9 protein-coding genes and 4 pseudogenes are annotated in these 14,320 nt (G+C 57.5%); 7 read left to right on the top strand and 6 right to left on the bottom strand.

Annotated elements, in window-relative coordinates:
• The first annotated feature begins 28 nt into the window (after positions 1 to 28).
• The 6 genes and pseudogenes from LHFGNBLO_RS01325 to LHFGNBLO_RS01355 all read left to right on the top strand — a co-directional run.
• Positions 29 to 1,132 (top strand): ABC transporter substrate-binding protein, encoded by a 1,104-nt coding sequence (locus LHFGNBLO_RS01325; protein ID WP_258600393.1) that lies wholly within the window; start codon positions 29 to 31, stop codon positions 1,130 to 1,132.
• A 78-nt stretch (positions 1,133 to 1,210) separates the two neighbouring features.
• Positions 1,211 to 2,227: a succinylglutamate desuccinylase/aspartoacylase family protein gene (locus tag LHFGNBLO_RS01330; RefSeq protein WP_258600394.1), complete on the top strand. Its 1,017-nt coding sequence runs from the start codon at positions 1,211 to 1,213 to the stop codon at positions 2,225 to 2,227.
• An 89-nt stretch (positions 2,228 to 2,316) separates the two neighbouring features.
• Positions 2,317 to 3,419: pseudogene (locus tag LHFGNBLO_RS33415) on the top strand (ABC transporter substrate-binding protein).
• Between the two features lie 85 nt (positions 3,420 to 3,504).
• Positions 3,505 to 5,340 (top strand): ABC transporter permease subunit, encoded by a 1,836-nt coding sequence (locus LHFGNBLO_RS01345; RefSeq protein WP_258600397.1) that lies wholly within the window; start codon positions 3,505 to 3,507, stop codon positions 5,338 to 5,340.
• Positions 5,341 to 5,352: 12 nt separating this feature from the next.
• On the top strand, positions 5,353 to 6,423 hold the full coding sequence (locus tag LHFGNBLO_RS01350) for an ABC transporter ATP-binding protein (RefSeq protein ID WP_258600398.1): 1,071 nt from the start codon (positions 5,353 to 5,355) through the stop codon (positions 6,421 to 6,423).
• Between the two features lie 271 nt (positions 6,424 to 6,694).
• Positions 6,695 to 6,911 (top strand): annotated as a pseudogene (locus LHFGNBLO_RS01355) (IS66 family transposase); the annotation flags it as partial.
• A gap of 499 nt (positions 6,912 to 7,410) precedes the next feature.
• Here LHFGNBLO_RS01355 and LHFGNBLO_RS01360 read toward each other — a convergent pair.
• From LHFGNBLO_RS01360 to LHFGNBLO_RS01385, 5 genes and pseudogenes are all read right to left on the bottom strand, one after another.
• The gene (locus tag LHFGNBLO_RS01360) at positions 7,411 to 8,673 is read right to left on the bottom strand and encodes a D-amino acid dehydrogenase (protein ID WP_258600399.1); all 1,263 of its coding nucleotides are present in this window, start codon (positions 8,671 to 8,673) and stop codon (positions 7,411 to 7,413) included.
• 147 nt (positions 8,674 to 8,820) lie between these two features.
• Positions 8,821 to 9,558, bottom strand: coding sequence for a hypothetical protein (locus LHFGNBLO_RS01365; protein WP_258600400.1), 738 nt, complete (start codon positions 9,556 to 9,558; stop codon positions 8,821 to 8,823).
• A 494-nt stretch (positions 9,559 to 10,052) separates the two neighbouring features.
• Positions 10,053 to 11,099, bottom strand: coding sequence for a dihydroorotase (gene pyrC, locus LHFGNBLO_RS01370; RefSeq protein WP_258600401.1), 1,047 nt, complete (start codon positions 11,097 to 11,099; stop codon positions 10,053 to 10,055).
• 729 nt (positions 11,100 to 11,828) lie between these two features.
• Positions 11,829 to 12,593 (bottom strand): ABC transporter ATP-binding protein, encoded by a 765-nt coding sequence (locus LHFGNBLO_RS01380; protein ID WP_258600402.1) that lies wholly within the window; start codon positions 12,591 to 12,593, stop codon positions 11,829 to 11,831.
• 25 nt (positions 12,594 to 12,618) lie between these two features.
• Positions 12,619 to 13,530 (bottom strand): annotated as a pseudogene (locus LHFGNBLO_RS01385) (ABC transporter substrate-binding protein).
• Between the two features lie 220 nt (positions 13,531 to 13,750).
• Between LHFGNBLO_RS01385 and LHFGNBLO_RS01390 the strand changes: the two are divergent.
• A complete protein-coding gene (locus LHFGNBLO_RS01390; RefSeq protein ID WP_258600403.1) occupies positions 13,751 to 13,981 on the top strand; it encodes a helix-turn-helix transcriptional regulator in 231 nt (76 codons plus the stop codon).
• A 114-nt stretch (positions 13,982 to 14,095) separates the two neighbouring features.
• Here LHFGNBLO_RS01390 and LHFGNBLO_RS01395 read toward each other — a convergent pair.
• Positions 14,096 to 14,203: pseudogene (locus LHFGNBLO_RS01395) on the bottom strand (prolipoprotein diacylglyceryl transferase); the annotation flags it as partial.
• Positions 14,204 to 14,320 lie beyond the last annotated feature (117 nt).

Below are 14,320 nucleotides of genomic sequence, written 5' to 3' on the forward strand. Positions count from 1 at the left end.
GCCAAACAAAACAAAAGGGGAATGAACCATGCAGACCACAGTCAAGCATCTCGCATTTGGAGCCGCGCTGCTGCTCTCAGCGCTGCCGTTCGCCGCTCGGTCACAGGACGTGGCCGCGAACCTCAAGGGAACGGGTGAAGTCGTCATCACATCGGGTGGCGGGACCTGGGAGGAAGCGCAGAAGAAGGCCTTTTTCGATCCGTTTACGCGCGACACTGGCATCAAGGTCGTGCTCGTCCCGGAAGATCATGCGAAGCTTCTGGCATCGATAAAGCTCGGCCAACCGGAAGCCGACATCACAGGGATTTCCGGCGGTGCACTTACGGGTTGGGTGGACAAGGGCGCGGTCGAGGAGATCGACTACAGCTTTTTTGCCAAGGACACCCTGACCGGCATGCCGGAGCAGATGAAGAACAAATACGGGGTCGGCGCCCTGCTCTCTTCCACGGTCGTCGCTTTCAACACCAACAAGTATCCGGCCAGCGGCAAGCAGCCGAAGAACTGGGTTGATTTTTACAATGTGAACGATTTCCCCGGAAAGCGCACCTTGCCCAAATGCGAGAAGATCCTCGACGGCGGCCTGATTGAGGGAGCGCTCATGGGGGACGGTGTTTCTCCAGACAAGCTCTATCCTCTCGACCTGGACCGCGCCTTCAAAAAGATCGAGGACATGAAGCCGAATGTCGGCCGCTGGTGGGTAGCAGGAGCAGATGCTCCCCAGAGCCTGATCAGCGGTGAAGTTGATATTGCTGCTGCCTATAACGGGCGCATCTTCAAGGCAAAGCAGGAGGGTGCGCCCCTGGAGCTCTCCTGGGACCAATCGCTCCTTCAGCTGGACTACTGGCTGGTCATGAAGGGATCGCCCAACAAGGAGAATGCCGCCAAGTTCCTGGCCTATATCTCGCAAGCCAAGCCGCAGGCTGATTTCGCAGAGGCGATCTCCTACGGCCCCATCAACAACGACGCCTACAAGCTGCTGCCCAAAGAGATGGTCGGTATTCTGCCGGGATCACCCGAGCTCGTGAAAAAGCAGGTTTTCCAGAACTACAGCTGGTGGGGTGAAAAGGCTGCCGACGGCCGCACAAACTGGGATGTCGCGCTCGAACGCTGCGTCGCAATGCTCTCACAGTGATTTCACGTGCCTGCGGGCCGGCGAACCGGCCCGCAACTCGTTTAATGACAAGAAGAGCCTGGCCAGCACGAGGAAGCCATGGAAATCATCGCGACTGATAATAGCTGCGCTTATGGGGAACCTGGTATTTTCCGAGGGCGGCTGCGCTTCGAAAACCCGACGCTTGCGGGATACCAATGGCCGCTTTGTGAAATAAGGGGCTTCAACCCTGGCCCAAAATTGTGCATTTCCGCCGGCGTTCATGTCAACGAGGTTTCTGCGATTGAAGCTGCGGTTCGGCTTCAGCATCTGTTTGATCCGCAAAGCATCCGTGGCGTTGTCACAATCATTCCGCTGATCAACCAGCCGGCGCTGTACCGATATTCCGAGTATGTCTGTCCGGTCGACGGAAAGAATATCAACCACACCTTCCCTGGTCGGCCGGACGGAACATTCTCAGAGGCGTTGTGTGACGCCATCGTCAACGAATGGACACCTGGCTCGGACTGCTATGTTGACATGCACGGCGGAGACCTTCGCGAGCAGGTTTCAAAATTCGTGCTCTATCAGAGAACGAATGACAGAAAATTCGACGAGCGGGCCCGGCAGCTGGCGATGTGCTTTGATTCCGAGATCGTTCTTGGGCTGCCGCAATCCTACCTGGATAGACCAGGCAGGCCTCCTACCGCGTTTGCGCGCGGCAATCGAGTTGCTCTGATGTCAGAAGCAGGCTCGAATGGCCTGGCGGACGAGGAGACAATTTCATTCCATGTGGACGGTGTACTCAATATCGCCCGCACCATGGGGATCCTGGATATTCCCGCGCCCCTCTACCGAAATGGACGATTGATCTGCGACGAATATCTATGGGTCCATAGTCCGGTGGACGGTGAATTCCATGCTGAGATCGAGGCTGGCTGCCGGGTAGAAGAGGGTCAGCGTCTTGGATCCTTTCGCAATCTGTTCGGTGAAACGCTAGCGCAAATCAATGCGCCTTCGAGCGGTCTGGTGCTTTGGCGCATTACGCATCCTTCGATCCCGCGTGGGGAGCCGGTGCTTGCTATCGCCGTCGAAGAGCCGAGCTCAAACCCTTTGACCGATCCAGATGTGAACTAGGGAGCAGCATCTGTGTAAGCGCCGGGATCGGGGCTCAGGTCCTTCGGCGCTCCGAGCAAGAGCCAAACAAAACAAAAGGGGAATGAACCATGCAGACCACAGTCAAGCATCTCGCATTTGGAGCCGCGCTGCTGCTCTCAGCGCTGCCGTTCGCCGCTCGGTCACAGGACGTGGCCGCGAACCTCAAGGGAACGGGTGAAGTCGTCATCACATCGGGTGGCGGGACCTGGGAGGAAGCGCAGAAGAAGGCCTTTTTCGATCCGTTTACGCGCGACACTGGCATCAAGGTCGTGCTCGTCCCGGAAGATCATGCGAAGCTTCTGGCATCGATAAAGCTCGGCCAACCGGAAGCCGACATCACAGGGATTTCCGGCGGTGCACTTACGGGTTGGGTGGACAAGGGCGCGGTCGAGGAGATCGACTACAGCTTTTTTGCCAAGGACACCCTGACCGGTATGCCGGAGCAGATGAAGAACAAATACGGGGTCGGCGCCCTGCTCTCTTCCACGGTCGTCGCTTTCAACACCAACAAGTATCCGGCCAGCGGCAAGCAGCCGAAGAACTGGGTTGATTTTTACAATGTGAACGATTTCCCGGAAAGCGCACCTTGCCCAAATGCGAGAAGATCCTCGACGGCGGCCTGATTGAGGGAGCGCTCATGGGGGACGGTGTTTCTCCAGACAAGCTCTATCCTCTCGACCTGGACCGCGCCTTCAAAAAGATCGAGGACATGAAGCCGAATGTCGGCCGCTGGTGGGTAGCAGGAGCAGATGCTCCCCAGAGCCTGATCAGCGGTGAAGTTGATATTGCTGCTGCCTATAACGGGCGCATCTTCAAGGCAAAGCAGGAGGGTGCGCCCCTGGAGCTCTCCTGGGACCAATCGCTCCTTCAGCTGGACTACTGGCTGGTCATGAAGGGATCGCCCAACAAGGAGAATGCCGCCAAGTTCCTGGCCTATATCTCGCAAGCCAAGCCGCAGGCTGATTTCGCAGAGGCGATCTCCTACGGCCCCATCAACAACGACGCCTACAAGCTGCTGCCCAAAGAGATGGTCGGTATTCTGCCGGGATCACCCGAGCTCGTGAAAAAGCAGGTTTTCCAGAACTACAGCTGGTGGGGTGAAAAGGCTGCCGACGGCCGCACAAACTGGGATGTCGCGCTCGAACGCTGCGTCGCAATGCTCTCACAGTGATTTCACGTGCCTGCGGGCCGGCGAACCGGCCCGCAACTCGTGACAATGCTGGTGCTAATCGGCGACTGGCAACGGAGTAACCGTTATGAATATCCTAAAGGCAAAGACCGCCGGTTCCATTGGGAGCCAGCCGGCGCAGCGGCCAGATTTTCTGAGTTCGCTGTTGTTGAACCGGTGGATAAAGGGGGGCATTGTCGCGGGGCCCTTGATCATCCTGATGGTTGGCTTTCTCTTCATTCCCCTGTCCTACATCGTATGGGGCAGTTTCGAAGGCTCGAAATTCAACTTCAGCCACTACGCGCGTGTGTTTTCCAGCGAGATCAACTTCAACATCTTGCTACGCACGCTCCAAATCGGTCTAATCGTGACAATCCTATCGGTGACGGCTGGGTACCCTGTAGCTTACCTCCTTACCAAGCTGAAAGCCGGGGCGTTATCGACGGTTAGTATTTTCATCCTTATTCCGCTGTTCACGGCGTTCCTAATTCGAACTTACGCCTGGATGATAATCCTCGGCCGCGAGGGCATTATAAATAACGCGCTGATGTGGCTTGGTTTCACCAGCGCTCCTCTCCCTTTGCTGAACACCACCTTTGCGGTGGTCGTTGGCATGGCGCACGTCTTCATCCCCACGGCCATTTTTACGATGTACTCGTCGATGGTGCGGATCGATCATGAATTTGCGCGCGCCGCACAGATCCTTGGCGCCAAACCCGTTCAGGCATTTCTGCGAGTGTACCTGCCGCTAACGCTCCCGGCCGTCTTCTCTGCCAGCATATTAATATTTATCACCGCAATCGGTTTTTACATCACGCCGGCACTCCTCGGTGGGCCCAGCGACACGATGATTTCACAACTGATCGTCGCGCAAATGACGACCCTCCTCAATTTTGAGTTGGGCTACGCTTCCTCGATCGTCCTCCTCCTTGTAACGATCGGCATTTTGTTCGTCGCCAGTTTTTTCGTTCCACTCGAAATGATCTGGTCATCTTCGACCGCAGCCTCTTCTGATGAAGAACCCCGTGCTGCCGCTCGCCTCTTGAAGCATTTGAAGCACGCGATTGCTCCTGCACTCCTGGTCACGGAGACCGTCCTCCATGGCGCAACGCGGCCCCTGCTGACCCATAATGCGCGCTGGCTTTGGGCATACACGATCGTTGTCTTGGTGTTTCTAACCGCACCTCTGGTCGTCGTTATCATTCTTTCCTTCAGCTCGTCACCATTCGTGGTTTTCCCACCTCCCGGGTTCTCTCTGCAATGGTGGCAAAAGCTCGCGAACGCGACGGAATGGCACCAGAGTTTCTTTTTCTCCGTGCAGTTGGGGATAGCCTCGGCGTTTGTTGCGACAATTATCGGGACAATGGGTGCGTTCTGGCTGGTGCGGACGAAGTTTCTATTCAAGAAGATGTTGTTTCTGTTCTCGCTGTCACCATTGATGGTTCCAGTCGTGATCATCGCGACATCCCTCTATGTGTTTGAGGCGCGGTTGCGGATCCTTGGAACTTTCGGCGGACTTGTCATGGGGCATGTGCTTCTGTCTGTACCGTATGTAATCGTAGTGATGGCGGCAGCCCTGCGGAACTTCGATGAGTCGCTCGAACCGGCAGCCGCAGTACATGGCGCGCGTCCCTTGCAGGTGCTCCGCTTCATCACGCTGCCCATCCTGAAGCCTGCACTCCTCACTGCCGGGCTGCTTGCGTTCCTGACGTCGTTCGATGAGCTACTTGTCGGAATATTCTTGTTGGGGCGCCAGACCCCGACGCTGCCGATTAAATTTTGGGGCGACATCAAATATCAAATCGATCCGCTTCTCAGCGCTGCCTCGACGCTGATCGTCATCCTCGTCGCAGCATCGATCATCACCGTGCAGTTAGTTCGTGCCCGTTACAACGCGCGCACTGCCGCCAGCACAGCCGAATGACGGAGAGACACCATGTCCACAAGCCTTGAGATGCAGAACATCCAAAAGTTCTATGGCCAGCTTCACGTGGTAAAGGACCTCAACCTTCATATTAAGCCAGGCGAATTCGTGACTTTCCTCGGGCCGTCTGGGTCGGGAAAGACGACCGCGTTGAAGATGATCGCGGGCTTTGAAGCCCCTACATCTGGAGACATCTTCCTTGGGGGTCGATCAATTGTCGATCTGCCCGCCTATGAGCGCGGCATCGGCATGGTTTTCCAGAACTATGCACTGTTCCCGCACATGACAGTTGCTGAGAATGTTGCCTTTCCTTTGACCGTGCGAAAAGTCTCGCGGCAGGAAACTGAGGAGAAGGTTACGCGTGCACTCCATCTCGTCAAAATGGATCAGTACAAAGGGCGCTATCCCAACCAGCTCTCTGGAGGTCAACAGCAGCGCATCGCGCTTGCGCGGGCAATCGTGTTCAACCCTAGCATCCTGCTCATGGACGAACCGCTTGGTGCGCTTGATAGGAACCTTCGTGAACACATGAAGATTGAAATCATGCGCATACAGAAGGAACTGAACATGACGGTCGTCTTCGTGACGCATGACCAGGATGAAGCTTTGACCATGTCTGACCGGATAGCTGTTATGAATGATGGGCAGCTTGCCCAGGTAGACGACAGCCGGACCCTCTACGGCAAGCCGAAAACTCGCTTCGTCGCCTCTTTCGTTGGCGAATCGAACATGATCCCATGTCGTGTCGACTCCGTAGAAAACGCGGCAGGGAAAGTGACTGTGGCCGGCGTGGCGCCGGGCCTGGCTCAGTTATCCGGACAATCCAAAGGGGATGAGGGCTGGATCTTTGTCCGACCGGAAAACGTCGAGATTGGCGCTCGTTCGACCTCTTCAAATCTTCCGAATACGCTTGATGGCATAGTGGAGAACGCACTTTTCCTGGGAGAGATGACGCGATACTTGGTTCGCTGTGGGGATGAAACCATCACCGTGAAGCGACAAAATCGCGGCCAACCCCATTTTGCCGGGGGTACTCCGGTCACGGTGTTCTGGAAAGTCGAGGACTGCACCGTTCTCAACTGATTATTGAATGTCTTGCTCACATCAGCTGGCGGCCCCGGCAGTGCCGTTCAGTTTGTCATGACGAACGATGACGTTGGACAATCTGATTGATGATCGTTACTAGAAGCCAGTTTCTTGCGAAGTGCTCGCGGACCCTGAGGAGATCCCCTTCCCCGGATCGTCACGTTTGTCGCGCATGCCTTCGGCATCACAATATGCATCTTCAAGCGACGAGTGCGGCAAAAGCCGCTCTCGCCGATCCAAGTTCATATTACCGGCAGGCGATACATGACCACAAAGACACCTGGCTGGATTTCAGCGGGATACTTCAGGCCGACTGTTACAACGGCTTCAACTCGCTGTTCGACCGGACAAAGAAACAGATGCCGGTGACACCAGCCCTCTGCTTCGCCCCATGCACGCTGAAAGTACTTCGAACTCGCGGACGTCTCTCGTCGTGCACCCGCCAGGGAGCCAGGCCAATCTCTAGCCCGGCTTCTCTAGAGGCAGCCTGAAGGAGAAAGGGACCAACGAATCGAATATATAGAAACTCGATGCTGTACTACACGCTGAAATTCGTAGCCGACATACTCGGTTAAGACGAGGATTTCCTGCGCGAGTGCTCCATCGAACTGTTCTCCGAAGACGGCTGCCTCAGTGCCTAGGACAACTTTCCAGCGTCGGAATTGAGCGAACACATTGTCCTCTTTTCAGACGATGGCATCGAGAACCTCAAACCTCAAACATATCGTCGAGGCCCGCAGGGACGTCGACGGCGCTTAAAAACCGTCGCTAAGGCCCAACCAGAATGCGCGACACACTATCCTGGGGCCCCTCCTCGGATGCTTGCGATAATGTCGATGCCGGTTTGGTCTTGCGATAAGCACGCTCGCATTTTGAGTCTCCAAGGCGCAGCCGAGACAATTGCGCAGTGCAGATTCCTGTTTGGCAAAGTCGCTATGGTGCGAGTGAGGGTGAGGAATGTCTCACTCAACTTGAAGACCGGGACTATATTGTGTAATCTTTGGGGTTCACACTGTTGCTCACCACGCGTCCATGGGTGATCCATTCCGAGGTCAATACGGCCGAGCCGCAGGACATTGTCCAACCAAGCGCGCCATGCCCAGTATTGAGGAAGAGATTGCTATATGCCGTCGGACCTACCATGGGTGGCCCGCCGGGCGTCATCGGACGCAACCCCGACCAATTTAGGGCGGCGTTGATATCGACGTGTGAGGCCATTGCCGGCAAGATCTTGAGAATGTCGGCAAGGACGCGGCGGCCCTCCTGTGGATCGACTTTCGTGTTATAACGAGCAAATTCGGCCTTGCCACCCATCCGCAGCCGGTCACCCATCGGCACCATCATGGCATGGTAGCCGTCATCCATGACAGGACGGGTGGGACCACCTTTCCAGCCATTCAGGGGCAAAGTCACGGAGTATCCCTTGACCGGAACAATAGGGACATTGATGCCTAAGGGGCGAGCAAGGATTGGGCTATAGCTACCAAGCGAAAGCACGTAAGCATCAGCTAGGACATCGCCGGCTGATGTTCGAATATGCGAAACCTGGGTGGATGACGCCTTTACGATCTCGTGCACTGTCGTATTGAGCATAAAGTGAGCGCCCAGATCCTGAGCGAGCCGCGCCATCTCGTTTGTAAATTTGTGGGCATCGCCGCTCTCATCATCCGGGAAGAAGACGGCGCCCACATACCGGTCGATCACATCCCGAAGACAAGGTTCTTTCTCAAGAATTTGGTCCGGGTTCAACACCTCGAATTTCACACCCCACTCCTGCATCTCTCGACACATCTTGACGAATTCCGACATATGCCCGTCTCGCGGAAATACCCGCATCGTTCCGCGGGTGGTCTGGTCGTAGTTAAGAGTGTTGCTCAGGCGGATGTTCCGCAACGTGTTCAAGCTCAGGGTGGCGATCCTGATGTTTGCGATCATATTTTCCTTATGGCGACCAGCCGTAGAGTTGGCCAGAAATTTCAGGCCCCAACCGACGATCGAAGGAACCGCACTGGGATTGATCTTGAGCGTTGAGTGGCTGTCGAAAAGCATCTTCCCCAGCCGCTTGACAGTACCTGGTGAATTCCAGGGGCTTGAGTCACTCGGCGTCATGAGCCCGCCATTGGCGAAGCTCGTTTCCATGCCCGGTCGATTGCAACGATCGACGACGACAACGTCATGCCCATCTTTTGCCAGCATATATGCTGTCGCGCTACCGACGACGCCAGCACCAAGCACCGCTACTCTCATTCTCGCAACCTTCTTAACACTGTCCCCGACGCCGTTCCCTTGCAGGAATAATAAGCATGCGGCGGTAGCGCGCTATGACATCCTATCGTCATCAGGACGATAGATTTCACGCCTCAATTGAACCTATAGATCCTGATTGAGTCCTACCTAGTCCGCACTGGTACTGCTCAAAGGCTTCACTTTGCAAAGTCTCGCCAAATCCTGCGGGAGACGGTCATTTGCACCCACCGTATGCAAAAGTTGCCAGAGAGTAGCCAGATTGCTGGTCACGACTGGAAGCCCCAAGCGTTCCTCCAACGGAGCGATCCCGCGTAGCCACGTGAAATTGGTACAAGAGATGAACACACCATCGATGTCCGGCGGCACTTGAGTGGCAACCCAGTCATTGATCGGCTCATAGCAATCTTCCACGTCGGTCGAGTACATGTCGTAACCCCAACTCAAGTGGGCTACAAAAAAGTCATGCCCCTCTAGAAATGTAACCAGTCGCCTTGAGACCCATTCTTCATAGGGGGTGAAAACCGCAAGTCGCTTCACCCCCAATGCACGAAGAGCAGCCACTACACTCCCGGCCGTCGTAACAGCGGGGAGACCAGACGCGGCTTCTATGGTTTTTGCGACACTTTCGTCGTATCCGACCCCCTCGAGAAAGCTTCCGGCTGTACAAGCCAGCGCAATGGCCTTCGTACGGCGCGCATGGCTCAACAACTTTGCTGCCTCGCCGGACTTCACCTTCATCTGGGCAAACTGCTCGTAGTCGTCTCCTTCGTTCTCAACGCGATGGAAATGAAAACGAACTCCGTCAAGACCCAGCCGAGGGAAGTCGCCCTCTAAGACGTTGTTTTCGGACGGCGTGATTAAGCCAAGCGCGATCGGTTCCCTCATTATTAGACTCCGTAGTAGTAAATTGATATGCAATATCTCATATTGGATTTGGCTGAGCATGTCAACGTGATCGTGATTGGGGACGACCGCGAGAGGCGCTGTCCTCGGTTGGTCATCCTGCGGCATGCAATTGCCGCAGTCTGAGTTCGCAAAGAGCGGCCCTCTACTCAAGCGGATTAGCCGCCGGCGTGTGCCCTACCGCCGCTATGGGTCGTGGGCTTAACGGAGGGAGCATGAGGATTTGTGGGGCGGTCGAGCGGCGCGGACCATTTCGCCGTTCTCGTGATTTGATTGCCGGAAGGTCGAGCGCAGGGAGCCGTCGAGGGTCTGCGTCCGAATTTGCAGTAGAAGATGCGCGTTGGCTCCCCCAACGAGGTCTCGGGTCGCTATCGACGCGTGACTCGTGATGTCCCCGCCGGGACGGTGGTTGCGGCGACCTCGGTCAAATGGCTGACAGCAGGTTACCTACATCTCGTTGGAAACTTTACCGGCCGCTAACTAGCTACCGAGACAATCCAGTGGATCGGCACCATGGGATCGAACGTTGTCACCGGGCCGTCGGCCGTTCTAATCTTTTTAGGGAAGATTACCGGCTCGATCAAGCGCTCGAGCGTGATGTGCTCCTCGTTAGGCGGCAGCCCGTAGAAGGCCGGGCCGTTGAGCGAGGCGAAGGCCTCTAGCCGGTCGAGCGCTCTTTCCTGCTCAAAGACATGCGCCAAGCAAGAAAGAGTATTGAATGCTGTGAAGATGCCGGCGCAGCCACAGTCGCTTTCTTTGAGTTGATCGACATGGGGCGCGGAGTCCGTGCCGAGGAAGAATCGTCTGTCGCCAGACGTCGCGGCCTCACGCAACGCAAGCCGGTGCTCCTCGCGCTTCGCTACGGGCAGGCAGTAGTAATGCGGGCGTATGCCGCCGACGAGGATGGCATTGCGGTTGATCATGAGATGGTGAGTGGTGATCGTCGCACCCATGTTTCTTTCCTGCGAGCGGACGTAAGCCACGCCCTCGCGCGTCGTCACGTGTTCCATGACCACGCGCAGCTCCGGGATCCTGCGACGAAGCGGCTCGAGCACGGTTTCTATGAACACCGCCTCACGGTCGAAGATGTCAATTGCCGGGTCCGTCACCTCGCCATGGACGCAGAGCGGCAGGCCGATCGCGGCCATACGCTCCAGCACAGGATAGACCTTGGCGATATCGTGTACGCCGCTTTGCGAGTTGGTGGTGGCGCCCGCCGGATAGAGCTTCACGGCCGTCACTAGGCGATCGCGGAAGCCGGCCTCCACATCGTCAGGGTCGGTCTCCTCGGTAAGGTAAAGCGTCATCAGCGGCACGAAGTTGTGGCCTTCGGGAAGGGCTGCCATGATGCGCCCGCGATAGGCCTCGGCCTGCGCGGCCGCGACAATCGGCGGCACCAGATTGGGCATGACGATGGCGCGCGCAAAATGAGTCGATGTGTGCGGCAACACGCCTTTCAGCATTGCACCGTCGCGCAGGTGTAGGTGCCAATCATCTGGCTTCCTGATCGTAAGTTGGGTCATAGCGTTTCCATGAGAAATTGAAGATATCGGGTGCGGCGAGAGGGTCAAGGAATGATCACCTGATCACCCTCCCGTAAACGGCATGTTGGGAAAACGCCGCGATTATCGCCTCGAGCGATACATGTGCGACGTGACGGGCTCCGGAGAACGACTCGCGTGGGCACGTGTGCCGCCGTTCCGGGTCCACATGGGTGCGAACCGCATTGCTCGCGGATAGCATAATGGCCGGCGGTCCCGCCACGTTGGTATCTGAGTTCGAACCTCATTCCCGCGTAGGTTGGTCTACCCTCCGTAATATGTGCCGCGATGTGTCAGTCAAGCGTGCTGGCCCGTTCAGCATATGCTCGCGCATGCGACGTGCAGCCTCCTCGCCATCACCACGCGATATGGCCTCCATTATGCGCCATGATCGTGGCGGGAACGGACGATACGATCGGCCCGCCGAACTGCATCCTACGGAAAGCGGTGAACCTGGTTCGGACAGCGATCGCTTGTTCGACCAGGAAGCCGTTGTGTGTGGTACAGCAATTTCTGCACAAATCGCTCGACGCTGTTGATGCTACTGTCTTTATTGCGAAATTTGTGCACCCACAGACGCTGCCCCAAGGCAGGCGAACTTGAAGCGGCTCGGACCGGCCAAGGTTAGCCCACTCTTACGCGCAACAGGCCTCGTGAGTGGATCAACGAGCGTTGTATTGCCTTGCGATGATCTGCCCAACCCCTGTTCGATCAATGCAGGCCGAATTCCCGCAGCAGTTCTTCGCGATACCGGACGAACCGGCTTTCGCTACGGTCGCGCGGGCGGGGCAGGTCGACGGTGATCAGCCGCGCGGCCCCGCCGTTTTCTCTGGGCAGGATCAGCCCCCGGTCGGCGAGATAAATCGCCTCTTCCAGATCATGGGTCACCATGACCATGGTGACGTTCTCCTCGCTCCAGATGCGGGCCAGCTCCTTTTGCATGCCGATCTTGGTCATCGCGTCGAGCGCTCCGAGCGGCTCGTCGAGCAGCAGGATTTCGGGCTGCACCGTCAGCGCCCGGGCGATGCCGACGCGCTGCGCCATCCCACCCGAAAGCTGCGTGGGGAAGGCATCGGCGAATTCGGCGAGGCCGACAAGCGCGATGTAGAAACAGGCCCGTTCCTCGGCTTCTTGCTTTGGAACCCCGCGCACTTCGAGGCCGAAGGCGACATTGCCGAGCACGGTCAGCCAGGGCAGCAGACGCGGTTCCTGGAAGATCACCGCGCGCTCGACGCCGACGCCATGCACCGGCTGACCGTCGATCACGACAGGGCCGCTGTCGGCGGCCTCCAGCCCGGCGAGGATACGCATCAGCGTGGTCTTGCCCGAACCACTGGCGCCGACAATGACCAGGCATTCCCCCGAACGAACGTCGAGGTTGAGCGTCCTCAGCACGGCAAGCTGACGCCCGCCGAGCGTGAAGGATTTCGAGAGGTCGCGGATCGAGACCTCTCCGCCGCGATTGGTGCCAGTCATCTCAGCCTCCAGTCCATCTCAGCTCTCAGTTCGTCTTGGTTTCGCCGGGCCGATACAGAATGTCGGCAGCTTTCAGCTTGCCCTTGGCCAGGCGGCCGTCGCGCTCCAGCACGGCGACCCAGAAATCGATGTCGCGGTCGGTTGCCTGGGCCTTTTCGCGCAGGCCAAAGCCGGTCCAGTAACGGGCCAGGTCACCGTTCTCGCCGCGCTTGTCGAGGATGTCGGCCAGCACCTGCGCGCCTCGTCGGGGTTCTGCCGCGACCAGTCCGAATCACGCGCCGACTGTTCGACAAAATTGCGCGCCGGAGGCAATGAAGTCGCGCCGCAGCACGACGAAGCCGCCGGCCAGTTCACCGAGCACCTGGGTATCGTCAAATATGCCGCGCACACCGCCATTGGCGACCAGCGCGCCGGCGAAGGTCGCCTGCCCGTAGCCCAGCCCTGCGATATCGACCTGGCGCGAGCGCAAGGTCTGTTCGAGCTGCGGCCCGGGCACGACAACGAGGTTGGCGGCATCCGGCGGCAGGCCGACGCTGTGCAGCGCTTCGCGCACCGTATAGTCGAGATGGGCGCCGAGCGTGTTGACCGAGATGGTCTTGCCGGCAATGTCGGCGATCGATTTGATCGAACTGTCCTCCAGCACGTAGAAGACGCTTTTGACTTGCTTGTTGATGCCGTTGCTCGGATAGGCGGCGACGAAGTCGTTACCACCGGAGATCGAATTGATCACCGCAGCGGCGGCGACCGAACCGAGGTCGACGCTGCCGGAGGCAAGCGCAAACAGCGATTCCGGGCCGCCGGCGGCATAGCCGACATTCTCCAGCTCGATGCCGAGGTCCTTGTAGTAGCCGAGTTCCTAGGCCAACTCATGCGGGGAGATGCCGCCTCGGCTGGGCCGCGCTCCGCTAAGGCAGGGGGCGCCGACAGCCCCGCCTATATGGCACCCATGGTATCCGTTTCTCCGACGCCTGCGTTCAACGTGTTTCGCGGTCGCGAATATCACAGCATGTATGTCTATGCGGAAGCGTTAGGTACTGGGCTCGGGCGATTGAACCAGTGATCCAAAACCAACTACTCAAAACGTTGAAAAGGCTGCCGCGATAAGCAACGTAAAGCACGGCGGCACGGCCTCAATCGTACTGCCGAAGGAGGCAGTAATGGCAGATAGCAAATTCCTTACGCCGGAAGAGGTGGCTGAGCGCTATCGTGGCGGCGTTTCAGTCGGGACCCTGCGAAATTGGCGCGCGATGCGTCTGGGCCCTTCTTTCGTCAAGGTTGGCAAGGCCGTCCTTTATCCCGTCGATGATCTTGATGCGTGGGACGAAAGGAACAGAGTGCAATGCCATGCATCCAAACGACTCATTGAGCGGCTGGGTGATCAGGCGTGATGATCACGAACGGGCACGGTCAACAGATCCCAATTACCGGCACCATTCGCAGTCGCATTTGGATTTATCCGTTCAAAATCAATACATTGCGCGTTTTGTCGGCGTGGTGCACAACCAGGCAACCAGGATGCCGACGATGTAGCCGACACCGTACCAGTGCACCGCCAGCGGTCCGATCTGGATGAGGATCGGGTTGATGTTGGGAAAGGGCAAGGAGGCCAGCGCTCGGTTGCGATCGTGTCTGCGCGCGGACCATGCGGCCGGGTTTTGGCGGGGTCAACGCAAGCGTGCGTCGCTTCTCTGATGATTGTCGATTACGCAGATGCGTCATGATTGCGG

The organism is Mesorhizobium sp. AR10 (assembly GCF_024746795.1).
Classification (GTDB): domain Bacteria; phylum Pseudomonadota; class Alphaproteobacteria; order Rhizobiales; family Rhizobiaceae; genus Mesorhizobium.